Origin of the sequence: Urbifossiella limnaea (assembly GCF_007747215.1) — a bacterium.
Lineage (GTDB): Bacteria > Planctomycetota > Planctomycetia > Gemmatales > Gemmataceae > Urbifossiella > Urbifossiella limnaea.
The window spans coordinates 7,732,208-7,753,983 of the sequence record NZ_CP036273.1 but is presented as its reverse complement, the minus strand read 5'-3'; the positions used below and the strand labels follow the sequence as shown (position 1 = coordinate 7,753,983).

At 72.2% G+C, this 21,776-nt stretch carries 21 protein-coding genes; 9 read left to right on the top strand and 12 right to left on the bottom strand.

The features are described from left to right. Nucleotides 1–11 precede the first annotated feature (11 nt). Entirely contained in the window at nucleotides 12–752 is a 741-nt protein-coding gene (locus ETAA1_RS31115; protein WP_145244482.1) for a class I SAM-dependent methyltransferase, read from the bottom strand. Between the two features lie 293 nt (nucleotides 753–1,045). Between ETAA1_RS31115 and ETAA1_RS31110 the strand changes: the two genes are divergently transcribed. The 3 genes from ETAA1_RS31110 (at nucleotide 1,046) to ETAA1_RS31100 (ending at nucleotide 3,669) form a co-directional block, all read left to right on the top strand. Then, nucleotides 1,046–1,528 carry a hypothetical protein gene (locus ETAA1_RS31110; protein WP_145244481.1) on the top strand — a complete coding sequence of 161 codons (483 nt, stop codon included), beginning with the start codon at nucleotides 1,046–1,048 and terminating at the stop codon, nucleotides 1,526–1,528. Nucleotides 1,529–1,688: 160 nt separating this feature from the next. Continuing rightward, entirely contained in the window at nucleotides 1,689–2,468 is a 780-nt protein-coding gene (locus tag ETAA1_RS31105; protein ID WP_145244480.1) for a polyadenylate binding domain-containing protein, read from the top strand. Nucleotides 2,469–2,664: 196 nt separating this feature from the next. Next, a complete protein-coding gene (locus ETAA1_RS31100; RefSeq protein ID WP_145244479.1) occupies nucleotides 2,665–3,669 on the top strand; it encodes a hypothetical protein in 1,005 nt (334 codons plus the stop codon). 68 nt (nucleotides 3,670–3,737) lie between these two features. On the opposite strand, the gene ETAA1_RS31095 is transcribed toward ETAA1_RS31100, so the two are convergent. The 3 genes from ETAA1_RS31095 to ETAA1_RS31085 form a co-directional block, all read right to left on the bottom strand. Beyond that, complete coding sequence (locus tag ETAA1_RS31095) at nucleotides 3,738–6,002, bottom strand: glycoside hydrolase family 2 protein (RefSeq protein WP_145244478.1); 2,265 nt, start codon at nucleotides 6,000–6,002, stop codon at nucleotides 3,738–3,740. A gap of 99 nt (nucleotides 6,003–6,101) precedes the next feature. Beyond that, nucleotides 6,102–6,353 (bottom strand): hypothetical protein, encoded by a 252-nt coding sequence (locus tag ETAA1_RS31090; RefSeq protein WP_145244477.1) that lies wholly within the window; start codon nucleotides 6,351–6,353, stop codon nucleotides 6,102–6,104. Nucleotides 6,354–6,455: 102 nt separating this feature from the next. Continuing rightward, nucleotides 6,456–7,334: a carbon-nitrogen hydrolase gene (locus tag ETAA1_RS31085; RefSeq protein WP_145244476.1), complete on the bottom strand. Its 879-nt coding sequence runs from the start codon at nucleotides 7,332–7,334 to the stop codon at nucleotides 6,456–6,458. 169 nt (nucleotides 7,335–7,503) lie between these two features. On the opposite strand from ETAA1_RS31085, the gene acs reads away from it, so the two are divergent. After that, nucleotides 7,504–9,456 carry an acetate--CoA ligase gene (acs, locus tag ETAA1_RS31080; protein WP_238389332.1) on the top strand — a complete coding sequence of 651 codons (1,953 nt, stop codon included), beginning with the start codon at nucleotides 7,504–7,506 and terminating at the stop codon, nucleotides 9,454–9,456. 4 nt (nucleotides 9,457–9,460) lie between these two features. Here acs and ETAA1_RS31075 read toward each other — a convergent pair whose 3' ends face one another. From ETAA1_RS31075 to ETAA1_RS31035, 8 genes are all read right to left on the bottom strand, one after another. Beyond that, nucleotides 9,461–9,934, bottom strand: a complete 474-nt coding sequence (locus ETAA1_RS31075) for a hypothetical protein (RefSeq protein WP_145244474.1) — start codon at nucleotides 9,932–9,934, stop codon at nucleotides 9,461–9,463. Next, nucleotides 9,934–10,782, bottom strand: coding sequence for an ATP-binding protein (locus ETAA1_RS31070; protein WP_145244473.1), 849 nt, complete (start codon nucleotides 10,780–10,782; stop codon nucleotides 9,934–9,936). The genes ETAA1_RS31075 and ETAA1_RS31070 overlap by 1 nt, the downstream gene beginning before the upstream one ends. 292 nt (nucleotides 10,783–11,074) lie before the next feature. Then, complete coding sequence (locus tag ETAA1_RS31065) at nucleotides 11,075–11,425, bottom strand: DUF2304 domain-containing protein (RefSeq protein WP_145244472.1); 351 nt, start codon at nucleotides 11,423–11,425, stop codon at nucleotides 11,075–11,077. Continuing rightward, complete coding sequence (locus ETAA1_RS31060) at nucleotides 11,422–12,111, bottom strand: glycosyltransferase family 2 protein (RefSeq protein WP_145244471.1); 690 nt, start codon at nucleotides 12,109–12,111, stop codon at nucleotides 11,422–11,424. The genes ETAA1_RS31065 and ETAA1_RS31060 overlap by 4 nt, the downstream gene beginning before the upstream one ends. Further along, complete coding sequence (locus ETAA1_RS31055) at nucleotides 12,108–13,238, bottom strand: glycosyltransferase family 4 protein (protein ID WP_145244470.1); 1,131 nt, start codon at nucleotides 13,236–13,238, stop codon at nucleotides 12,108–12,110. Before ETAA1_RS31055 ends, ETAA1_RS31060 begins: the two co-directional genes overlap by 4 nt. A 1-nt stretch (nucleotide 13,239) precedes the next feature. Beyond that, nucleotides 13,240–14,235, bottom strand: a complete 996-nt coding sequence (locus tag ETAA1_RS31050; protein WP_202920544.1) for a class I SAM-dependent methyltransferase — start codon at nucleotides 14,233–14,235, stop codon at nucleotides 13,240–13,242. Then, entirely contained in the window at nucleotides 14,232–16,208 is a 1,977-nt protein-coding gene (locus tag ETAA1_RS32600) for a tetratricopeptide repeat protein (RefSeq protein WP_202920543.1), read from the bottom strand. Before ETAA1_RS32600 ends, ETAA1_RS31050 begins: the two co-directional genes overlap by 4 nt. Nucleotides 16,209–16,261: 53 nt before the next feature. Beyond that, nucleotides 16,262–18,022: a hypothetical protein gene (locus ETAA1_RS31035; RefSeq protein WP_145244466.1), complete on the bottom strand. Its 1,761-nt coding sequence runs from the start codon at nucleotides 18,020–18,022 to the stop codon at nucleotides 16,262–16,264. A 421-nt stretch (nucleotides 18,023–18,443) separates the two neighbouring features. On the opposite strand from ETAA1_RS31035, the gene ETAA1_RS31030 reads away from it, so the two are divergent. From ETAA1_RS31030 to cpaB, 5 genes are all read left to right on the top strand, one after another. Beyond that, the gene (locus tag ETAA1_RS31030) at nucleotides 18,444–18,782 is read left to right on the top strand and encodes a hypothetical protein (protein ID WP_145244465.1); all 339 of its coding nucleotides are present in this window, start codon (nucleotides 18,444–18,446) and stop codon (nucleotides 18,780–18,782) included. 208 nt (nucleotides 18,783–18,990) lie between these two features. Then, on the top strand, nucleotides 18,991–19,344 hold the full coding sequence (locus tag ETAA1_RS31025) for a Flp family type IVb pilin (RefSeq protein WP_145244464.1): 354 nt from the start codon (nucleotides 18,991–18,993) through the stop codon (nucleotides 19,342–19,344). A gap of 218 nt (nucleotides 19,345–19,562) precedes the next feature. Beyond that, the gene (locus ETAA1_RS31020) at nucleotides 19,563–19,919 is read left to right on the top strand and encodes a hypothetical protein (RefSeq protein ID WP_145244463.1); all 357 of its coding nucleotides are present in this window, start codon (nucleotides 19,563–19,565) and stop codon (nucleotides 19,917–19,919) included. Nucleotides 19,920–19,929: 10 nt separating this feature from the next. Beyond that, nucleotides 19,930–20,514 carry a prepilin peptidase gene (locus tag ETAA1_RS31015; RefSeq protein ID WP_145244462.1) on the top strand — a complete coding sequence of 195 codons (585 nt, stop codon included), beginning with the start codon at nucleotides 19,930–19,932 and terminating at the stop codon, nucleotides 20,512–20,514. A 93-nt stretch (nucleotides 20,515–20,607) separates the two neighbouring features. After that, nucleotides 20,608–21,696, top strand: a complete 1,089-nt coding sequence (gene cpaB / locus ETAA1_RS31010) for a Flp pilus assembly protein CpaB (protein WP_145244461.1) — start codon at nucleotides 20,608–20,610, stop codon at nucleotides 21,694–21,696. Nucleotides 21,697–21,776 lie beyond the last annotated feature (80 nt).

Below are 21,776 nucleotides of genomic sequence, written 5' to 3'. Positions count from 1 at the left end.
GGGCCGCGGCGTCACTTCTTCGGCGCCCGCTTCGTGAACACGACGACGTGCTGCCACGGCAGCGTGCCGACCGTGCGCGTGTGCTCCAGCTCGGGGAACGCCTCCATCTCGCGCACCACCTGCCGCTCCGTCATCTTGTGGACGAGCTTGATCGGCACCTTCGGGTCTTCGAGGCGGAACTCGACGAACACCAGCCGGCCGCCGGGCTTCAGCGCCGCCACCATCTTGTCCGCCATCTCGAACGGGTGGCTGAACTCGTGGTACACGTCCACCAGCAGGATCAGGTCCACGCCCGCGGCCGGCAGCTTCGGGTCGGTCTCGGTGCCCCGCACCGTGCGGACGTTCTTCACCCCCTGCTTCTTCGCCTTCTCGGTAATCAGCTCCAGCATCTCGGGCTGGATGTCGGACGCGATCACGGTCCCGGTGTCGCCGACGAGCGGCGACATGAGGAAGGCGTGGTAGCCGCTGCCGGCGCCGACGTCGGCGACGGTCATGCCCGGCCGCACGGCCAGCGCCTCGACGAGCTTGGCGGGCTCCTCCTCCTTCACGCGCTCGGGCCGCTCGAGCCAGCTGGCGCCCTGGAAGCCCATGACGCGGGCGATCTCGCGGCCCATGTAGAACTTGCCGATGCCGTCGGGGTCGTGGCGCTCGCGGGTCTCGTACTTCGGGGCGGCGCGCTTCGGCGCGGGCTCGTCGGCGCCCGCGGGGAGTGCGGCGGCGGCGAGCAGGGCGGCGGCGGCGATCAGGCGCATGGGGCACCCGGGGTCGTTGGGAGTCTTCGGGAGTCGTTGGGAGTGGGGAGTCGTTGGGAGTCGTCGGGAGTGAAGAGTCCGGGCAGCGGCTCGACTCCTCACTCCCAACGATTCCCGAAGACTCCCCACTCCTCCACTGTATTCCGTGCCCGCGCGGAAAAACCGGACCCGCAACTCGGCGGGCGCGCGGGCGGCGGGGCGAATTCCGGCGCGCCCCCCCGCCCGACCCTGTTACGCTAACCTACACACGGGCGTGGCGTAGCCGCCGGCCCTTCACCCCCGCGGAGGCACCCATGCGTCGGTTGGCGTTCGTTCTGCTGGCGACCCTGATCGTCGGGGTGAGCACCGCCTCCCCGGCGCAGGGCTACTGGTCGCTGTTCCACAAGCCGCACCACCTGCCGCACGCCCGGCCGCACCACGGGGCGTACTACCAGGTGGCCCCGTCGTCGGACCCGAACGCTCTCACCGCCGGGCAGATCTTCCGCGGCATCCAGCTCGGCGGGCAGCTGCTGTGGCCGTTCCTGAACCCCGGCCAGCCGCAGCCGAACCAGCCGCAGCAGCCGGCCCCCGAGCCGCGGATCAGCGCCGCCACGTCGAAGCAGATCGTCAAGACCGGCGAGGCGGTGAACAAGTCGGTCGACAACGTGAACGAGCTGCTCAAGCTGGTGCGGACGGGCGACCCGCGGATCAAAGACACCCTCAAGGACGTGACCAAGACCGGGGCGGCGAAGCCCACCACCACGAGCGACGACGACGACCCGTTCAAGAAGAACTGATCGGCGGGGGCCGGACCCGCGGCGCCCGCCGGGGCGGGCGGGGGAATTTCCGGGTTTGGCGAAAGGCGGGCGGCCCGGGTGACGATGGGAATCTAAGCCGCGTTGTACGGTCGAGGTGACCGCGGCGGCCGATCCACCGTCCTTCCCGCGGAGGGTTCCCGTGAAGTCCTTGCTGCCCCGCCTGGCCTGGGCCTCGGCCGGACTCGCCGTCGCCTGCGGGCTCGCCTCCCGGGCGACGGCTCAAGACTCCGCTCCGCTCCCGTGCCCCGAACCGTGCCCGCCCGCCCGCACGGTGTGCGCCCCCACCCCCAAGGTGATCGTCGAGGTGCCGCCGCCGAACGTGATCATCCGCGCCGCGGCCCCGTGCGCCCCGGAGTGCAAGGAAACACTTTTCCAGAAGATCTGCCACTTCAGCTGCCACCCGCACCACCGCTCCGCCCCGATGCAGTACGTGCAGCCGGCGGCGCCGATGCAGTACGTGCAGCCGGCCCCGGTGCAGTACATGCAGGCGCCGGTGCAGTACGTGCAGCCGGCCCCGGTGCAGATGATGCAGGCGCCGGTGCAGTACGTGCAGCCGGCGCCGGTGCAGTACATGCAGGCCGCCCCGGTGCAGATGATGCAGGCGCCGACGCAGTTCGTGCAGGCCGCGCCGATGCAGTTCATGCAGGCCGCGCCGACGCAGTTCATGGTGGCCGCGCCCGGGAACTTCCAGGTGAACTCGAACAACGAGTCGAAGGCCGATGCGAAGGCCCAGGGCGAGACGTGCGACGCGGCGCTGAAGAAGGTGGCGAGCCAGATGGAAACGCTGACGAAGGTGGTCGAGGCGCACACGCAGGTGCTGGTCAGCCACGAGGAGCGGCTCCAGCGGCTGGAGGCGTGGGCGGCGTCGGCCAGCGGCAAGGCCGTGGTGCCGCCGCTGCCGGAGCTGCCGAAGCGGTAGCCGGCGAAGAACTAGCCGCGGGCCCGCCCGGCCTGCCCATCCCGCCGAGAGCCCGGGGACTGCGGTCCCCGGGCTCTCTTCGTTTTCCCCCGCCGCCGCCCCGGAATGCGGACGAAACTGTCACGATCTGCCGGGGCTGCCGCCGATACGGGTTGTAACGGCCGTACGGGTCGGCCGCGTCGCACGGGGAGAGCCCATGAACGCCCACTCTGCCGCCCGGACGGCGGGGCTGGTCCTGCTGGCCGGGCTGGCGGCCGGCAGCGTCGGCTGCAAGCACGGCCGGCTGCACGCCCGGCGGATCGTGGACGCCTGCCTGCCCCCGGCCGAGTGCGCCACCCCGACCCCGTCCGACAAGTCCACCACCCCGCCGCCGGCCGTCGTCACCAAGACCGCCCCGGACCTGTGCCCGGCCCCGTGCCCGCCGAAGGCCGCCTGCACCGACGCCGGCTGCGCCCCGAGCGTAGTCGAGGTCCGCGACACGCCGCCGGTCCACATCAAGGTGCCGCGGCAGGACGTGGTGGTGGAGCTGCCGCCGCGGCACGCCCCGCCGCCCGCGATGACCGCCCCGCCGGCCGCCCCGGCCGCAATGACCGGCGGCATGGTGCCGGCGACGGTGAACCACGTGCCGGCCAACCGCGCCCGGCTCGGGTTCGCGTTCGACACGATCCGCATCCCGTTCCCGATCCTCCGCCCGATCGCCGTGCCGACGCAGCCGGAGGTGACGATGGCGATGGCCCCGGCGCAGTTCGTGCAGGCCGCCCCGCCGCAGTTCGTGCAGCCGCCGCCGCCGCAGTTCGTGCAGCCCGCGGCCCCACCGGCGCAGCTGGTGCAGCCGCCGCCGCAGCTGGTGCAGCCGCCGCCGCAACTGGTGCAGCCGCCGCCGCAGCTGGTGCAGCCGCCGCCGCAGCTGGTGCAGCCGCCGCCGCAACTGGTGCAGCCGCCGCCGCAACTGGTGCAGCCGCCGCCGCAACTGGTGCAACAGGCTCCGACGCAGTACGTGCAGCCGCCGACGCAGTACGTGCAGCCGCCGACGCAGTACGTGCAACAGGCCCCGACGCAGTTCGTGCAGCAGGCCCCGAACGCCGCGATGGCCCCGAGCCAGCAGTCGGTGGACGAGTACTGCCGCCAGGTGGACGCGCTGATGCGGGCGCTGGAGGCGAGCAAGCGGGCCGCCGGCTGCCCGCCGACGCCCGGGCGCTAGCCAACGGGGCTTCCGGTTCCGCCGCTTGCGGCTTCGCGCTGCCCAGCGCGAAGCCGCAAGCGGCGGCCTCACTTCACCTCCACCAGCCCCGCGTCGATGTACTGCCCGCCGCCCGTCTGCCGGCAGTGAATTGCGATCACGTTCCGCCCCGGCCGCAGCGCCGCCCGCCCCGCCGCCGTCAGCGGCACCTCCACATACGCCGTCGTGAACCCCGTCACCCGCGCCGCCAGCACGCCGTTGATGAACACTTCCGCGTCCTCGTCGTGGTGCAGCCGCAGCATCGCCTCGCCGGCCGGCGCCGCCTTCAGCTCCGCGGTGCGGCGCAGCCACACGTCATTGGTCTTCCACTCGGTGCGGATCACGCCGCCGGGCGTCCCCTTCGTGCCGAACCCGCCCGGCCCCTCGCTCCACGCCGCGGCGTCGAAGTCGGCCTTCTCCCAGCCCGCGGCGGGGCGCGTCGTGGTGTAGCGCCACGTCTGCGCCGCCTTCTCGGACGTGGGTACCAGCTCGGTGATCGTCGGCGGCGGGCCGTACAGCGGGCGGTGCCAGCCGGCGAGCTCGGCCACGTCGAACTTGATGACCTCGCGGTCGTAGGTCATGAGGCCGTTCACCTCGACTTCCACGTCGGTGGTTTGGGTGTAGACCGCCGCCGCCAGCCCGCGGGCGACCAGCGGCCGCAGCGCGACCGCGAGCCGCTGATAATTGTCGCGCAGCTCCTCGCGCGTCTTGTAGGTGCGGTAGCCCCAGTTCCCCTTGTCCTTCCACAGCCGCCCGGCGACGGGGAGGCCCAGGCCGCCGAACTCGCCGAGGACGCTGACGCGGTCCGGCATCACCGGGAACATGCCGGGGCCGGGGTAGATGTGGGCGTCCTTCATGTCGCCGAAGCCGCGGTCGGCCCAGCCGCTCGGGCCGTTCGTCAGCCGCGACGGGTCGTACTCCTTCGTCCACTTCAGCACGTCGTTCGTGTCGTGCTGGCCCCACCCCTCGTTGAACGGCACCCAGCAATAAATGCTGGGGAAGACGCGGAGGTGGTCGATCATCGCCTTCAGCTCGGTGCGGAACTGCGCCTTCTCGGCGGGGGTGAAGGTGGCGTCCTGCTTGGCGTCCGGCCCGATGAGCTGGCCGCGCTTCGGCACGCCGCCGCTGGGCATGTCCTGCCACACGAGCATGCCGACCTTGTCGCAGTGGTGGTAGAACCGCGCCGGCTCGACCTTGATGTGCTTCCGCAGCATGTTGAAGCCCATCCGCTTGAGCACGTCCACGTCGTAGCGCATGGCTTCGTCGGACGGCGGCGTGAGGAGCCCGTCGGGCCACCAGCCTTGATCCAGCGGGCCGTACTGGAACAGCGGCCGGTTGTTGAGCATCAGCCGCAGCACGCCGTTGGCGTCCTTGCCGGCCGACACCTTCCGCATGGCGAAGTAGGTGGAGACGCGGTCGCCGTTGGTAATCCGCGCGCCGCCGGGCAGGTTCTTGCTCAGGACGATCGTCGCCGGGTAGAGGTGCGGCGTGTCGGGCGTCCACAGCTTCGCGTCGGGCACCTTGAGCCGGTACTTCGCGCCAGTCTGGATCGTCTCGCCCTTCATCCCCGGCCCTTCGACCGTGGCCCACACCGACGGGTGCGGGTCGTCGATCTCGACGATCACCTCGACCTCGCCGCGGTCGATGTCGGGGGTGAAGCGGACGCGGCGGACGTGCATGTGCGGGAACACCGGCTCCAGCCACACCGTCTGCCAGATGCCGGTGACGGGCGTGTACCAGATGCCCTCGGGGCTCATCACCTGCTTGCCGCGCGGCTGGGCGCCGGTGTCGGTCGGGTCCCACACGCGCACGACGATCTCGTTCGCGCCGGGCCGCAGCGCGTCGGTGATGTCAATGGTGAACGGGTCGGAGCCGCCGCGGTGCGTCACCAGTTCCTTGCCGTTGACGAACACGGTCGCTTCCCAGTCCACGGCGCCGAAGTGCAGGAGGACGCGCTTGCCCGCCCAGCCGGCGGGCACCTCGACGCTGCGCTTGTACCACAGGTGCTGGTCGGGCGTGACGCGGCGGCCGACGCCGGACAGCGCCGACTCGGCGCAGAACGGGACGAGGATTTGGCCGTCCCACTTCTCCGGCCGCGGGGCGGCGCGCGGGGTGATGGCGTAGTCCCAGAGGCCGTTGAGGTTGAGCCACTGGTCGCGGACGAGCTGCGGCCGCGGGTACTCGGGCCACGGCTGCTTCTCGGCGGTGACCTGCTTGCCCCACTTCGTCATGAGTGGGGTCGCGGCGGGCTTCCAGTCGGCGGCGACGGCGGTGCCGGCGCCGGCCGCGAGGAGCAGCGCGAGGAGGAATCGCATGGGAGAGGGCTCCGGGCGACAGGGTGGCGAAGGTGAATCGCGCCGGGCTCACGCCGCCCGGGGTTGCCACCCCGGGCTACACGCCGTCGCCCTCCGGGCTCAAGACGCAGGCGGCGCCCACCGCTGGTACTGGTGGGCGCCGTTCACCAGCACCAGCACCACCCAGCCGAACCAGCGGAAGAACACGACCGGGTAGTACCGCGCCGGCCGCGGGTCGGCGACGCGGTCGATGAACGCCGCCAGCCCCGGCGACCACACGCACACGACCGGGAAGACGACGAACGTGAACACCTCGCGCGTCGTCCACGGCTTCGGCCCCGGCAGCAGGTAGCCGAGCACGAAGAACAGCACCCCGAGCGCCAGCGCCGCGGCGCGCTCGGCGGTCCACAGCGGCGGCCGTGGGGCGGCGGCCGCGGTCGGCGGCGGCTTCCGGCGGGCGATGACAACCCCCTGTCAGTCGCTGACGCGCTTCACGATGTTGCCGTAGGCGTCGATGCGGCGGTCGCGGAAGAACGGCCAGTTCCGCCGCACGTCCTCCATCAGCTTCCGGCTGCACGTCACCGTCAGGATCTCTTCCCGGTCGTGGCTGGCGCGCTTGAGCACGCGGCCGAACGGGTCGCTCACGAACGACCCGCCCCAGAACTCCAGCCCCTCGCCGACGATCACCTCGTGGCCGACGCGGTTCACCGCAGCGACGTACGTGCCGTTGGCGATGGCGTGGCCGCGCATGCTCGTCTCCCACGCCGAGTGCTGCGCCTCGCCGTACTCGGCCTTCTCGCGCGGGTGCCAGCCGATCGCCGTCGGGTAGAAGATCACCTCCGCGCCCTGCAGCGCCGTCAGGCGGGCGGCTTCGGGGTACCACTGGTCCCAGCACACGAGCGTGCCGACCTTCGCCGGGCCGGTGTTAAACACCTTGAAGCCGGTGTCGCCGGGGGTGAAGTAGAATTTTTCCAGGAACAGCGGGTCGTCGGGGATGTGCATCTTGCGGTAGATGCCGAGGAGCTCGCCCTTCGCGTCGTGGACGGTGGCGGTGTTGTGGTACACGCCGGCCATCCGCTTCTCGAAGAACGACCCGACCACGACGACGCCGTGGGCCTTCGCCGCCTTGGCGAGCCGCTCCTCGCCGGGGCCGGGGATGGGCTCGGCGAGGTCGAACAGGGCGATGTCCTCGCGCTGGCAGAAGTAGTACCCGGTGAACAGCTCCGGGAGGCAGACGACCTGCGCCCCGGCCTTCGCGGCCGCGGCGATGCCGGCCTCGGCGGTGCGGAGGTTCGCCTCGCGGTCCGGGGCCATGCGCATCTGCACGAGGCCGATGGTGAACGTGTCCGACATGCGCGGGGGTTCCTCGGGACCGATTCGGCTCGGGGCTTCGCCGCTCGCGGCGTAGCCGGGCATGCCCCGCTACGTCGCGAGCGGCGAAGTCCGGGCGGCTACCACCGCCGGCATCCCCTTCTTATACCGAACCCCACCACCCGTCCGTTCCCCGCCGAAGGGCTCTCCCGTGTCCGTCAACATCACCAGCGTCCTGAACGAGACCCGTCGCTTCGAGCCGCCGGCCGGCTTCGTCGCCGCCGCCGCCATCTCCGCCGCCGAGCGCGACCGCCTCGCCGCCTGGGCCGAGAAGGACCCCGAGGGCTTCTGGGCGCACCACGCCGAGAGCCTCCACTGGTTCAAGAAGTGGGACGCCGTGTTCGACGGGTCGAACCCGCCGTTCTTCAAGTGGTTCGTCGGCGGCACCACGAACGTCAGCTACAACTGCCTCGACCGGCACCTCGCCGGGCCGCACCGGAACAAGGCCGCCATCATCTGGGAGGGCGAGCCCGGCGACACCCGCACCCTCACCTACCAGCAGCTCCACTACCAGGTCTGCAAGTTCGCCAACGGCCTCAAGCAGCTCGGCGTGGCGAAGGGCGACCGCGTCACCATCTACATGCCGATGACGCCGGAGGCCGTGATCGCCATGCTCGCCTGCGCCCGGATCGGCGCGGTCCACTCGGTCATCTTCGGCGGGTTCAGCGCCGAGGCCGTCGCCGACCGGAACAACGACGCCGGGGCCAAGCTCGTCATCACGTCCGACATCGGCTGGCGCCGCGGCAACGCCGTCCACCTCAAGCAGAACGTGGACGAGGCGCTGAAGAAGTCGCCGACCGTGAAGAACTGCGTGGTGTTCCAGCGCGCCCGCAACACGTCCGTCCACATGCACCCGGGCCGCGACGTGTGGTGGCACGACCTGATGTCCGACGTCAGCGCCGACTGCCCGGCCGAGGAACTCGACAGCGAGCACCCGCTGTTCATCCTGTACACGTCCGGCAGCACCGGGAAGCCGAAGGGCGTGCTGCACACGACCGGCGGCTACCTCCTCGGCGCGGCGCTGACCCACAAGTGGGTCTTCGACATCAAGGACGAGGACGTGTACTGGTGCACCGCGGACGTGGGCTGGATCACCGGCCACACGTACATCGCGTACGGCCCGCTGGCGAACGCCGCGACGGTGATGATGTACGAGGGCGCCCCGAACCACCCGCGCGAGGACCGGTTCTGGGAGATCATCGAAAAGTACCGCGTCACCATCCTGTACACCGCGCCGACGGCCATCCGGGCGTTCATCAAGTGGGGCGACCAGCACCCGAAGGGCCGCGACCTGAGCTCGCTGCGGCTGCTCGGCAGCGTGGGCGAGCCGATCAACCCGGAGGCGTGGATGTGGTACCACGAGGTGATCGGCGGCGGCCGCTGCCCGATCGTCGATACGTGGTGGCAGACGGAGACGGGGTCCATCATGATCTCGCCGCTGCCGGGGGCGATGTTCACGAAGCCGGGGAGCGCGACGAAGCCGCTGCCGGGGATCGCGGCGGTGGTGGTGGACAAGGAGGGGAACCCGGTGCCGGCGAACCAGGGCGGGTTCCTGGTGGTGAAGCGGCCGTGGCCGAGCATGATGCGCACCATCTACGGCGACGACGAGCGGTTCAAGGCGACGTACTGGAGCAACTACCCGGGCATCTATTTCACCGCCGACGGCGCCCGCCAGGACGACGACGGTTACATCTGGGTGATGGGCCGGGTCGATGACGTGTTGAACGTGAGCGGCCACCGGCTGAGCACGATGGAGGTGGAGAGCGCCCTGGTGAACCACCCGAAGGTGGCGGAGGCGGCGGTGGTGGGCCGGCCGGACGAGATCAAGGGGGAGGGGATCTGCTGCTTCGTGACGCTGAAGCAGGGCGTGCCCGCGTCGGACGGGCTGAAGGACGAGTTGAAGAAGCACGTGACGAAGGAGATCGGGGCGCTGGCCCGGCCGGACGACGTGCGGTTCACGGACGCGCTGCCGAAGACGCGGAGCGGGAAGATCATGCGCCGGCTGCTGCGCGACATCGCCGCCGGCCGCGAGGGGAAGGGCGACACGACGACGCTGGAGGACTACAGCATCCTCGCCAAGCTCCGCGAGCAGGACGAGGGGTGAGGGATCACCTGCGGAACGGCCGGCGCGACAGGTATATCGCGGCCTGCACGCGCTCGGCCGCCATAGGGTCGCCGAAGGCGACCCCGCCGCAGGCGACGATATCGTTAACCAACTCGGCGGTTCGCCCTACGACGTGTTCGGCGTCCTTGAGTCGGAGCCGCAGTTCCGCCTCCTCGGCCGGGTAGAGGCGGAAGTGCACCAACATCTGCGACGCCTGGAGCGCCGCGTCGAGTATGTCTTCCCAGACGAGCCGGAATCGACCGACGTCGGTGACGACGGACCGCGGCGGCGGCGACCCGTCCGGGTGGCTGGGGAGGAACCCGTCGAGGTAGGCACCGAGGTTGTCGGCGATGCGGTACACACGGGCCGTGTACTCCCGCAGGAGCCGGGCCACGATCCGGTACTGCCGTCGACGGCGCTGGTCGCCGTAGATCGAAGTCGTGTCGGTGCTCGCGTCCGTCGTGGCGTGTTCGCTCATCACCGGCCCTCCCACTCGACCAGCCTGTGAATGACCTCGACCAGCCGGCGCACCGACCCGACTTGGGCACGCTGGTCGTACCCGGCCGCGTTCTTCCGCAGCACCTCGCCTGCCCCGGACTCGAAGTTGGCGATGACGAGCGACCCGAACACGAGCTCGTGCCGGAACCCCGCCGCGTTCCGCCCGGCGGCCAGTTCGGCCACGACCGCGCCGAAGTCGCCGGACCGGTAGAAGGCGTCGGCCGCAGCCTGCTCGTGCGCCCAGAGGTCTTGCTTCGCCACTACCGTTAGCAGCCAGACCGGTTTCGGGCACGCCCGGAGGTGGGGCGCGAGGTTTCGCAACACGCGGACCTCCTCCGCCCGCCGGTCGTCCACGAACCGGGTCAGGAAGTCCGCCGTCGGTTGCCGGCCGCCAGGTTGATAGAGCGGGTGGGCTTTCGCCGGGCTACTGCCGCTCAAAGTATGGTAGCCGAACGCCGTCAGCAGCACGACGCCGCGATACTTGCCGGCGGACACGTCCGCCTGCACGTCCCTCCAGAAGGTGTGCGCCCGGTGCGGCTGGCCGGGGGTCACCACCACCTGCACCGATGGATCGTCGCCGAGCGGCTTCCGCTCCTCACCGATACTCTCGGTGTACACCCACGGCGTGTCGCGGAGCCAGTCGCGGTCGCCGGCGAGGATGTGGAGGAGTGTCGTCTTGCCGCACCCACCCGGGCCAAGGATCAGGATCGGCCGGTCAGTCGGCCCCTTCACCAGCCCGGCGAGCTCCGCCAATCGCTTCTTGATCACATCCCAGTTGTCCCAGGCCCATTTCAGCGCGGTGGTCACGGCCGAAGTGGGATCGGGCATCGGGCGGCTCCCTTCTACGAGCATTATCGCGCCGTTTCGACACCCTCGCAAGTCCGCCCAGCGACCCTGGCGGGCGGCAGACGCCCGTTCCGCCGTCATTGTTTCCACGATCTGGTGTGGGGCGTCGGAAACACTTATCCTGGCCCGAACGGATACGTCCCACTGGGCGACCGACCGAAATCGCTACGGATGAATGACTTCCGACCCACGCGCAGCTCGACACTCGTGCGAACGGACTTTATTATGAGTCGGTGACATGTTGCCGGGAATCGACCCCCCTCGGCCGGCAGAATCATCCGCGGCGGTCGGCGGCGGGCGGGGTGGCGTCGCGGATGGCCAGGTGGCGCGTCAGCGCCGTGATCTCGCGCTCCAGCCGCAGGCAGCGGGTGTACAGGTAGAACGCCACCCACAGCCCGCCCAGCGCCGTCAGGTACAGCACCACGTCCGCGGCGCGGCCGATGCCCAGCAGGTTCGCCACCGACTGCAACAGGCCCGGGTCGGCGATCGTTACCGCCGCCGCGGCCCACGCCGCCAGCCGCAGCAGCCGCACCCCGTGCGTCAGGTGCGACCGGCCCCAGCGCAGCACGTCGCGCACGAACAGCGCCGCCAGCACCGACACGGCCGCGATCTGGAAGGGCGTCATTTCACCACCTTGCCGACGAGCAACTGCCACACGATGCTGAGCGAGTTCCACGAACTCTGCCCCTTCGCCAGCGTCGCCGCCGTGTAGCGGATCGTCACCGGCACCTCGACGTACCGCAGCTTCAGCCGCCGCACCTCGTCCAGGATTTCCGAGGCGTGCGCCATGCGGTCCTGGCGGATGCGGATCCCCTCCGCGGCGGCGCGGCTCAGGGCGCGGAAGCCGTTGTGCGCGTCCGTCACGTTGATCTGCGACACCACCCGCGTGAACACGACCGCCGCCTTCAGCACCAGCCGGCGGGACGCGGGCATGCCGACGGTGCGGCCGAGGAAGCGCGAGCCGAGCGCGGCGTCGGCGCGGCCCTCGACCACGGGCGCCAGGAGCTTGGGGATCTCGGTGGGGTCGTGCTGGCCGTCGGCGTCGAAGGTGACGACGTACTCGGCACCCTGTTGCAGGGCGAAGCGGATGCCGGTCTGGAGGGCGGCGCCCTGGCCGCGGTTGATCGGGTGGCGCAGCACCCACACGCCGGCGGCGCGGGCCACGGCGGCGGTGTCGTCGCGGCTGCCGTCGTCCACGACGACGACGTTCGTGGCGTGCGGCGCCAGCTCGGCGAGGGTGTTGCCGAGCCGCGCCGACTCGTTGTACGCGGCGATCACGACCCACACGCCGGGCGGGGTGGGCGGGGTCATCGGGCGGTCCTCCGGGGCACGGGGAACAGGGCGAGTAGCTCCCGTACCCACCGCTCGGGGGTCGGGAACGGCGGCTCCGGCGGCGGACCGGCGCCGCGGACGCGGGTGCCGGCGGCCAGCGCGGCGGCGACCGCGGCGCGGACGGCGGCCGGGGTGCGCTCGCAGAACACGAGCCCCGGAACGCCGCGGTACGGGGCGAACCCGGGGTCCCACCCGAGCACGGCCGGCAGCCCGCACGCCACCGCCTCCTGGACGACGAGCGGGAACCCCTCGCGGACCTCGGCCGGCAGCGCCAGGGCGTCGGCCGCGTGGTACAGCCGCCGGAGCTGGTCCTGCGGGCGGGGCGGCAGGTACTCGACGCCCGGCCGCGGCAGCGGCCCGAGCAGGCCCACGTCGCCCGGGCCGCAGAACACCAAATCAAACCGCGGGTCGGCCGCCGCCAGGAGCAGCGGCACGCCCTTGGTCGGGATCAGCCGGCCGGCGAACAGCACCTTCGGGCGGTCGGCCGCCCAGCCGAGCTCGGCCCGGGCGGCGGCGCGCTCGGCGGGCGTGGGCGGGGCGAACACCGCCGGGTCCACCGGGTTGGGCAGGAACGCCGTGTCGCGCCGCCGGCCGAGCCGGTCGAGGGTGGCCTGGACGCGGCTGTTGTACGCCAGCGTCCGGGTGCTCAGGGCGGCCGACAGCCGGCCCACCGTCTCGGCCCCCAGCCGGGCCGCCAGGGTCGCCGCCCGCGACGCGAACCGCTGCACGCCGCCGTGGTCGGTCAGCACGCACGCCTTGCCGCACAGCCGCGCCGCCACGACCGCCGCGGCCGTGTTCTGGAACAGGAAGCCGTGGGCGTGCACCACGTCGGCCCAGCCGACGGCGCGCCACAGGGCCGGGACCAGCCGCGGGCCGAACACCGGGTACGGGATGCCCGCCCGCCGCTCCAGCAGGTGCGCCGCCGGCACCCGCACCACGCCGACGGCCGGCGGGTAGTCGGGCACCCGCCCGGCCCCGACCCCGTCGCTGGTCAGCAGCCGCACCTCGTGCCCGGCCGCGGCCAGCGCCCGGACCTCCAGGTCCACCAGGTTCTCGACCCCGCCGACGTGCGGCAGCGCGAGGTGGCACACGACCAGCACGCGCATCTCAGCTCGCCCCCGGCTTGCGGGCCACCGCGATCCCCATCGACGGCCGGCCGAGGACGTGGTTCTCGAACGCGCACCACGGCACGGCGGCGAACGTGACCGCGGCCCCGAGCGCCCGCCGGGCCAGCGGGCCGAGCCCCCGCCCGCCGTAGGCGTGGGTGATGGTCGCGCCCGGGACGAGCGACGACCCGACCTGCCCGCCGCAGTGGAGGGCCGAGTCCGGGACGATGCGGAAGCCTTCGAACCCCGCCTCCCGGAACGCGGTCGCCAGCCCCGCCCGGGACGGCAGCGACAGGTGCCGCGGGGCTTCGGCCGTGTGGATCCAGCGGCGGCCGAACACCCCGGCCTGCACGCAGTCCGTGAACGGCACCGCCCCTGCCACCCACCCGCCGGGCTTCAGCACCCGGAACATCCCCGCCAGCGCGGCCCGCACGTCCGGCACGTGCTCGATCAGGAAGAACGACGTGACCAGGTCGAACGCCCCCGGCTCGTACTCGTCGGCGGCCGCGGCGGCGTCGGCGCACCGGGCCGGGACGCCGAGGTCGTCGCGGACGTACCGCACCACGTCGGGGAGCACGTCGAGCCCGGCCACCTCGAACCCGCGGGCGCGGAACTCAAGCAGGCGGAGGCCGCGCCCGCAGCCGACGTCGAGGAGCCGCCGGCCCTCCCCGCGCCGCCACCCGCACGCCCGCACCACCTTGCGGACCTGCGCCGTGTACGCCGGCCGGACGAACGCCCGGTACTCGGCCGTGCTCAGCAGCCGCTTCAGCCGGCTCCCCGAACCCAGGTCGCCGCCGAAACTGTACACGCCCGGGTAGAACCCGGGCAGCTCCTCGGTCCGCGGCAGCGGGTCGAGCACGGCCGAGCCGCAGCCGCGGCAGCGCAGAAACGTCCGCTCGCCGGGCACGTGCCCGAGGCGGTCCGTCACGCCGGTGTACAGCACGTCGAGGTCGCGGCCGCCGCAGTACAAGCAACCGGGGTGGTCGGCGACGCTCACGGCCGGCTCCCCCGGTAGGCGGCCAGCTCGGCCGGCAGGTACGGCTTCTTCGCCTCGAACAAACCCACCCGTTCCCGGAGCAACGACACCTTGTCCGCCGGCCAGCCCGCCCGCTCCGCCGACGCCGCGGCGCGGCGCGCCAGATCCGCCGCCGCCGGGTAGTTCCCCAGCCGGGCCTCAGCCAGCGCCGCGGCGTCGAGCGCGGCCGCGTCGTCGGGCCCGTCCAGCCGCCGGGCCGCCGCCGCCATGATCGCCGCCAGTCGCAGGTGGACCGGCTTCGCCGCGTCGGACATGGCCGTCTGCCGGGCCTGCGTCACGAGCGTCGCCGCGAACCCGGGCGCAGCCGCCTTCAGCGCCGCGAACGTCTCCGCCGCGGCGGCCTCGTCGCCGGCCCCCGCCTGCGCCGACCCGAGCCGGAACAGCACCGCGGGGTCGGACGGCTTCGCCGCCCGCGCCACCGCCAGCGGCGCCACCGCCTCGGCCGGCTTCCCCGTCGCCAGCAGCAGCAGGCCGAGCAGCTCGCTCACCACCGGGTCGGTCGGCGACTGGGCGTGAACCCCGCGGATGTACCGCACGGCGTCGTCGGCGTCGCCGAGGGCGAAGAGCACGTTGCCGAGCGCCACCGCGTTGGCGGCGGTGTTCCGCGGCAGCTGCACCGCGGCCTTGATCTGGGCGTCGGCCTCGGCGAACTCGCCGTGCTGGCGCAGGATGTCGGCGTAGGCCCCGCGCGCCCGCGGGTTGTCCGGCCGCTTCTCGGCGCTGTCCTTGTACAGCCGGTAGTTGCTGCTGTAGTCCTCGTTCCGCACCACCGTCAGGAAGCCGAGCAGGATCACCAGCGCGGCCACGGCCCCGGCCACCGGCCGCGCCGGCAGTCGCGCCGCCGGGCCGGCGAGGAGCCCCGCCGCCAGCGCCACCAGGCACGCCAGCGGCAGGTACATGCGGTGCTCGAACGCCACGTCCTGGATGGGAACGATGCTCGACGTGGGCGCGAGGATCAGGAACACCGCCGCCGCCGGCACCGCCCAGGCGCGGTTCCGGACGACGCCGTAGGCGACGACCGCGAGCACGGCGGCGAGCCCAGCCGCGTAGGGCCACACCTCGGCGAGCGACGCCCGCACCGGCCAGTCGAGGTAGTCCAGCACCTGCCCCGTCGGCCACACCGCCAGCCGGAAGTAGTGCCAGATCACCTCCGTCTGCGTCAGCGCGTACGTCTTCGGCGTCCACAGTTTGACGCCGAGGCCGATCGTCGCCTCGGACGCGCCCGAGACCAGGCCGCCGAACGTCACCCACAGCAGGAACGCGACCGGCACGAAGCCGACGGCCAGGTGCGCCCGCCACCGCCGCAGCACGCCGGCCCAGCTGCCGGCCAGGAACGCGCGGTCGAACAGCACCAGCACCGCCGGCAGCGTCGTCGCCACCTCCTTGCACCCGGCCGACAGCGCGGCCGACAGCGCGGCCGCGGCGTACCACCACCGGCTGCCGTCGGCCGCGCGGAGGAAGCACCACACGGCGCCGAGGTAGAACAGCCCCATCCACGACTCGCACCGCTGCACGACGTACGTCACCGACTGCGTGTTCAGCGGGTGGACGAGCCACACCAGCCCCGCCGCGAGGCCGACCCAGCCCGCGGTCGCGTCGTACCTCCCCGCGAACCGCGGCCGCAGCAGCACCCGGCGGACGAGGTCGGCGAGGAGCAGCGCGGCGGCGACGTGGGCGGCGAGGTTGGCGAGGTGGTAGCCGCGCGGGTTGGTGCCGTCGAGCCAGTAGTTCGCGGCCAGCGACCAGCCGATCACCGGCCGCGTCCACAGCGCCGACTTCCACGGCCGGCTGAGGTTCGGGTCGGCGAGGAAGACGTTGTCGTCGAACACGAACGCGCCGTGGAGCGAGTTGAAGTACGCGAACAGGGCGCAGAACGCGACCAGCGTGACGGCGCGGGCGAACCCGGGGGCGGCGGTCGGCGGGGCGGCGGACATGGCGACTCTCGATCTCGTTCCGGGTCGAAGCGCGGCGGCGTTCGGCCCCGCCGCTACAGCGGCTTCACCCGCACCGCCACCAGGTGGCGCGTCAGGGCGTTCGGCTTCGCCGCCGCGTCGCCCGTCTCGTCCACGACGATCTTCCAGCCCGGGGTCTTCCGCAGCTGCTCGCGCAGGCCGCCGGAGTACTCGGCCTCGACCACCAGCAGGTTCACCCGGTAGCGGTCCAGCACCTCCCACCAGCCCGGCGAGCCGCGGCCCACCACGCCCAGCTCCTCCCAGTAGTCCGGCGGGAACAGGTGCATGTGGGCGTACGTCACCGGGATCTCCGGCCCCACCTCCCACATCAGGTAGTCGCCCATCATCGGCGTCGCCATCACGGTGCCGACGAACCGCCCGCCCGGGTAGCCGCGCAGCACCGCCCCCAGCTCCGCGTTCCACTCCGCGGCCGGGTCGCCCGGGTGGCGCAGCTGCCGCGCCAGCTGCCACGGCGTACCCGCCGACACGGCGGTTTCCGGCGGCATCGGCGCCCCGCCCGTGGCCCACGCCCCCAGGCCGGTCCACATGAAGAACGCCCACGCCACCAGCACCGCCAGCGCCGTCTTCCGCAGCGACGGCACCGCCGGCTCCGCCGCCGGCCGGCCGGCCCGCCACTCCGCGATCAGCTCCGCCCAGCGCGGCACGAGCACGAACGGCACCAGCATCGCCCACCAGATCACGAACCGCGTCTGCAGCGACACGCCGAGCCCGAACGCCAGCAGCAGGAAGGTGTGGCCCGTGGGGAAGGCCCGCGGCGCCGCCAGCTGCGTGAGGCCGATCGCCACCAGCGACAGCATGAACACCCAGTGCCAGCCGGCGGCCCACTCGAACCCGAGCGGCCGCCACTCGCTCACGCCGCCGATCAGGGTCGGGTGCGAACTCAGCTCCAGCGTCCGCTTGAACAGCCCCGGCCCGTAGGGGTTCAGGAACGCCACCGCGGCCACGCACAACACCCAGGCCAGCGCCAGCCGGCGGACGCCGTCGTCGTTCCACGGCAGGACCCGCGGCGAGGCGGCGAGCGCGTCCACGACGCGGCCCGCGAGCAGTACCGCCGGCACCACCAGTCCGACGACGTAGCTGCCGTGGCTGTTCGCCCACACCGCCATCAGGAGCGGCAGCCCCACCAGCGCCGCGGTGCTCAGCTTCTCCCGCGCCAGCGGCAGCAGCAGCAGCGCGAAGTACAGCTCGGCAAAGGTTTGGGGCCGGAACACGGCCAGGTTCGACAGGCTCAGCGCCGTCACGAGGCCGATGCCGCCGAGGGCCAGCTTCCACGACTTCGTCTGCCGCAGGAACACGGCCAGCAGTACGACGTACCGCGCCGCGGTGAGGAAGCCGTGCTCGATGCGGAGGAACTCGACGCCGCCGGCGAGGCGGTTCACCTCGTCGCCGCCGGCGAGGTTGGCCCCGGCGGCGTAGGCGGCGTACATGGCCAGCTGGGTGAGCGTGTAGAACTGCGTGAACGGCTGGCGGCCGTCCCACCACGGGCTGAACGGCTCGCGGTCCGGGATGCGGCCGTGCTCCACCATCCACTGCCCGTACTTGAGGTGGCCCCACACGTCGGTGTGCCACAGCGGGAACAGCGCGGCGGCGGCGAAGACGGCGGCGATCGCGGCGACGGCGACGACGTGCGAGGTGCGGAGGTAGAACCGTGCCAGCGGCGAGTCGGGGTCGGAGAAGTCGAAGCCGGCCCCGACGTTATGGCCCTGCTGGGACTGCCCAGTGCCCAGTGCTCCACCAACGACCAAGGGCGGAGTCGCTTCGTCTTCCTTGGTCATTGGTGGGTCATCGGGCATCGGGCGTTCCCCGGGTCATTCCTCACGATCCGGCCGACCCATTCAGTTACTATACCCGCCCCGTCCCCCGCCGCCGCCGCACCCCGCGGAATCCGCGCCGCCGGCGCGTCGGTGGGGGGCGCCGCACCGCAATAAGTCGCCCGTTCGATACACATGATACAGGTGGGTGTTAAGTGGCGCCGGGTGAGCGAGTCGTGGCGGTTGGGAGGATCGTGTCGGTTAATCGGACGGTCGGTGATGGGGAATTTGGGAAACTCTTTCCGATTACGGTTGCTCCTGCGGGTTAAGACAGGTAGTTTGCCTGCGAAGTTTCTTCCGACTGCATCAGCTTTCGCACTGGAGCCTGGCTGCCGGCGGTCGGTCGATTGGCCCACTCCTGTCTCCTTTCAGAGAGGTACTCGCCGTGAGCAACCTGTTCGCCCGCCTGTGGGACGACGACCAAGGCGCCGTGATCTCGAGCGAGCTGGTGCTCGTGCTCGGGATCCTCATCTTCGGTCTGATCCCCGGCCTCGTGGCCCTGCGGAACTCGGTCAACTCGGCCCTGACCACGATCGGCAACTTCCTCGGTCGCATCACGCCCTCGTTCACGTACTCGGGCTACGCGGTCATCGCCAGCGGCGGCGGCAGCACCATCGCCCTCGTCGGCGGCCTGCAGATCAACTACACGACGGTCACCCAGCTGTCGGCCGCCCAGGTCACCCCGACCCTGGTCAACTACCTGGTGGTCCCGCCGGCTCCCTGATCCCCCTTCGTCCCCGGTCCGGACGGCGCCCGGCGCCGTCCGGTCCCACCCGTTCTCGCAGTTATTCCGGTCGTACGGCCTTGGCCGGCTCCGGGAGATGATCCGGTTGCGGTTTCTCGCGCGGTTGCGTGGACCCTGCCGGCGCTACCTGTTTACAGTGATCGCGGGGTTGTGCCGCGAATCCTGAAAGCACCGACGAGGTGACACCGTGACGACGCTTCTCTGCCGCCTGTGGGACGACGACCGCGGGGCGGTGATCTCCAGCGAACTGATCCTCGTGCTCGGCGTCCTCGTGATGGGTCTGATCCCGGGGCTGGTTGCCCTGCGGAACTCGACCAACTCGGCGCTGACCACCATCGGCAACTTCCTCGGCCGCATCACGCCCTCGTTCACCTACTCCGGCTACATGATCCTCCCCGAGGGCGGCATCAGCACCGTCGCCGTCGTCGGCGGGCTCCAGGTCGACTACACCACGGCGAACCAGCTGTCGGCCGCCCAGGTCGAGCCGGTCGACACCGACTTCGAATACCCCGGCCCGTTCGTCGTGTCGCCCGCGCCCTGACGGCCCGGTCGTGCCGCCCGGCGCGGATGCGCCGCGCGGCCGCGCCGTCGGCGTGCTCGTGCGGCCCGGCAGGACCGCCCCGGCCCCACCCTGATTGGCCCGGATTCGTTCACTTTCCCGCAAGTCGGGGGCGGCGCCGCCACGGGCCGCGGTCATAGTGACGGGTAGACACCACCGGCGCAACCCGCCGGGGGCGAGCCACCCGCGAGACCGCCCCGATGCCCCGACTCCTCCGCCGCCTCTGGGCGGACGACACCGCCGCCGTGATCTCCACCGAGCTGGTGCTCGTCCTCGCCATTCTGGTGTTCGGCCTGGTCCCGGGCCTCGTCGCGCTGCGGAACTCCGGCATCGCCGCGCTCACCAGCCTGGCCAACATCGTCCGCGTGATCTTTCCCAGTGTCACGTTCTCGCAGGTGAACCCCGGCAACGGCAACGGCAACGGCAACGGTACCGGCAACGGTATCGGCAACGGGTACGTGCTGGTGTTCAACCCGAACACGAACATCGTCCCGTATACCGCGGCGGCGGTGATGCCGACGGTGGTGACGGTGAACGCGGTCGCCCCGGCACCCTGAGCAGGCGACTATGACGTTCCCCGCCCCCGGATTCGCCTGGGCCTTCGCCGCCCTGCTGCTCGCCGGCCTGTCGGCCGCCTGCTGGCACGACCTGCGGACCCTCCGCGTCCCCAAGCCGGTGACGCTCGGGCTCCTCGCCGGCGGCGTGCTGATGAACCTGGTCCGCGGCGCCTGGGTCGGTGCCGACGGGGCGGAAGCCTGGAGCCTCGGCCCGAACGGGGCGGCGGTCGGGGCGCTCGACGGATTCCTGTTCGCGCTGGCCGGGTTCGCCGTCGGGTTCGGGGTGTTCTTCGTCTTGTGGGTGTTCGGCGTCGGCGGCGGCGGCGACGTGAAGCTGGCGGCCGCGGTCGGCGCGTGGGTGGGGCCGAAGCTGTTCCTGTTCGTGCTGGCGGTGGCCCTGGTCGCGGTGACCGTGCTGACGCTGGCCCGCATGGCCGGGGCGCTGCTGCGGGGCCGGCCGGGTCAGGGGCTGCGGGCGAAGGCGGCGCCGTGGCGGCTGCTGAGCTTCTCCCTGCCGATGACGCTCGGCGTGATCGTGCTGCTGGCGCTGCTGGTGCTGCCGGTTCAGGTGCGGCTGGTTCCGGCGGGCGGGTGACAGTTCCGTTGCCGCTCGCGGCGTCGCGCCGCGGGCGTACGTTCCACGGAGGGACGGGGTTCGACCGGGTTCGTGGCTCTCGGGGGGTCCGCCATGCGCGGGTCGCTGTTGGCGGTGGTGGCGATCGCCGTCGTTCTCGGGCTCGGGGTCGTGGCCCTGGTCCGCACCATGGGCTGGCTCAGCCCGCCGGCCGCCGTGGCGCCGCCGCCGGCCCCCGCGCCGGTCGTCGTCGTGCCGCCGCCGCCGCCGCAGGTCGTGGTCTACAACCTCCACCTCACCCCCGGCGACTCGCTGGACGGGCAGTACGTGAGCGTCCGCCCGCTGCGGGCCGACGAGCTGAAGGAGTACGACGCGAACAAGGCCGACTACCTGCCGCCGTCGCGGGCCACCGCGGCGTTCCGGTACGCGGCCAAGAGCGTCGTCGCCGACACGCCGCTGAAGGCGTCCGACCTGGCCGCGGTGAAGCGGCCGGAGCCGCTGGCCGCCCGCCTCGCCCCCGGCACCCGGGCCATCGACCTGGGCCTGCCGAAGGAACTGGCCGCCGGCGGTCTCATCGCCACCGGCGACTGGGTGGACGTGCTCGTCCTGACGGACGTGGCCCGGACCGACAGCCCGGCGAAGGTGCCGCAGATCGGCGTGCTGGTGCAGTCAGCGCCGGTCATCGCCAAGCGGTCGTCGCTGTTCACCATCTTCGCCCCGCCGCAGGACGGCCTGATCGGCCACACCCTGGCGGTTAACCCGTACCGCGCCGCCCTGCTGGACTACGCCCGCTCCGTCGGCACGCTCAGTCTGTCGCCGGTGTCCGCGGCCCAGAAGCAGCGGCTGGACGACCTGCGGGCGCGGGCGATGGAGGAGCCGACGAAGACGCTGCTGGCGATCCCGTTCGCCGAGCCCGGCAGCCCCGAGTACCGCGAGGAGCAGGACCGCATCGCCAAGTACGCCCGCGGCGAGCTGTCGGTCGGCCGGGCGGACCTGGCCCGGGTGCTGCAGCTGGCCCCGCCGGCCCCGAAAACCCCGGCCGTGCAGATCGAGCTGTTCCGCGGCACGGCCCGCGCCGGCAACGCCACGTTCTCCCCCGCCGACCCCGGGTTCGAGTACGTGTTCAGCAGCCCGACCGGCCCCGGCAACGCGCCCGCCCCGGGCACCACGGTGCGCCCGGTGGCGGCGCCGCCCAAGAATTGAAGGGGTGAAGGGGTGAAGGCGTGAAGGGGTGACGAGCCAGGGGTTCTTCTCACCCCTTCACCCCTTCACCCCTTCACCCC

Bases quoted from the DNA above. Each gene is read 5' to 3' on its own strand.
- ETAA1_RS32600 (WP_202920543.1), bottom strand. From the start codon at position 16,208: ATGTCCGCCGCCCCGCCGACCGCCGCCCCCGGGTTCGCCCGCGCCGTC.
- ETAA1_RS31100 (WP_145244479.1), top strand. From the start codon at position 2,665: ATGAACGCCCACTCTGCCGCCCGGACGGCGGGGCTGGTCCTGCTGGCC.
- ETAA1_RS31095 (WP_145244478.1), bottom strand. From the start codon at position 6,002: ATGCGATTCCTCCTCGCGCTGCTCCTCGCGGCCGGCGCCGGCACCGCC.
- ETAA1_RS31060 (WP_145244471.1), bottom strand. From the start codon at position 12,111: ATGACCCCGCCCACCCCGCCCGGCGTGTGGGTCGTGATCGCCGCGTAC.
- ETAA1_RS31035 (WP_145244466.1), bottom strand. From the start codon at position 18,022: ATGACCAAGGAAGACGAAGCGACTCCGCCCTTGGTCGTTGGTGGAGCA.
- ETAA1_RS31070 (WP_145244473.1), bottom strand. From the start codon at position 10,782: ATGCCCGATCCCACTTCGGCCGTGACCACCGCGCTGAAATGGGCCTGG.
- ETAA1_RS31110 (WP_145244481.1), top strand. From the start codon at position 1,046: ATGCGTCGGTTGGCGTTCGTTCTGCTGGCGACCCTGATCGTCGGGGTG.
- ETAA1_RS31075 (WP_145244474.1), bottom strand. From the start codon at position 9,934: ATGAGCGAACACGCCACGACGGACGCGAGCACCGACACGACTTCGATC.
- ETAA1_RS31085 (WP_145244476.1), bottom strand. From the start codon at position 7,334: ATGTCGGACACGTTCACCATCGGCCTCGTGCAGATGCGCATGGCCCCG.
- ETAA1_RS31020 (WP_145244463.1), top strand. From the start codon at position 19,563: ATGCCCCGACTCCTCCGCCGCCTCTGGGCGGACGACACCGCCGCCGTG.
- ETAA1_RS31115 (WP_145244482.1), bottom strand. From the start codon at position 752: ATGCGCCTGATCGCCGCCGCCGCCCTGCTCGCCGCCGCCGCACTCCCC.
- ETAA1_RS31055 (WP_145244470.1), bottom strand. From the start codon at position 13,238: ATGCGCGTGCTGGTCGTGTGCCACCTCGCGCTGCCGCACGTCGGCGGG.
- ETAA1_RS31065 (WP_145244472.1), bottom strand. From the start codon at position 11,425: ATGACGCCCTTCCAGATCGCGGCCGTGTCGGTGCTGGCGGCGCTGTTC.
- ETAA1_RS31015 (WP_145244462.1), top strand. From the start codon at position 19,930: ATGACGTTCCCCGCCCCCGGATTCGCCTGGGCCTTCGCCGCCCTGCTG.
- cpaB (WP_145244461.1), top strand. From the start codon at position 20,608: ATGCGCGGGTCGCTGTTGGCGGTGGTGGCGATCGCCGTCGTTCTCGGG.